Genomic DNA, 221 nt, shown 5'->3' on the forward strand with positions numbered 1-221 from the left:
TTTTTACTTTGGCAAAAATATTCTCAACCTTGATTCTCTCTTTAGATAGCGCATGGTTATAGGATTTATCTTCAAGAGTTAATGGCTTAAGTTTACTTGATTTCCTCGGAGTTTGCGCTTGTGAATACATCTTCATGATCCCTTGATAACCACTGTCTGCCAAGATTTTACCAGCTTGTCCGATATTTCTGCGACTCATTTTGAACAATTTCATATCGTGG

1 protein-coding gene is annotated in these 221 nt (G+C 36.7%); it reads right to left on the reverse strand.

All coding sequences use genetic code 11. The annotated features are described in order from the left end of the window. Positions 1–221, reverse strand: a 221-nt coding sequence (locus ADF68_RS01775) for a transposase family protein (protein WP_049548390.1), incomplete at both ends; no start/stop codon positions are given.

The sequence above is a fragment of the Streptococcus pseudopneumoniae genome (assembly GCF_001068775.1).
Classification (GTDB): domain Bacteria; phylum Bacillota; class Bacilli; order Lactobacillales; family Streptococcaceae; genus Streptococcus; species Streptococcus pseudopneumoniae_N.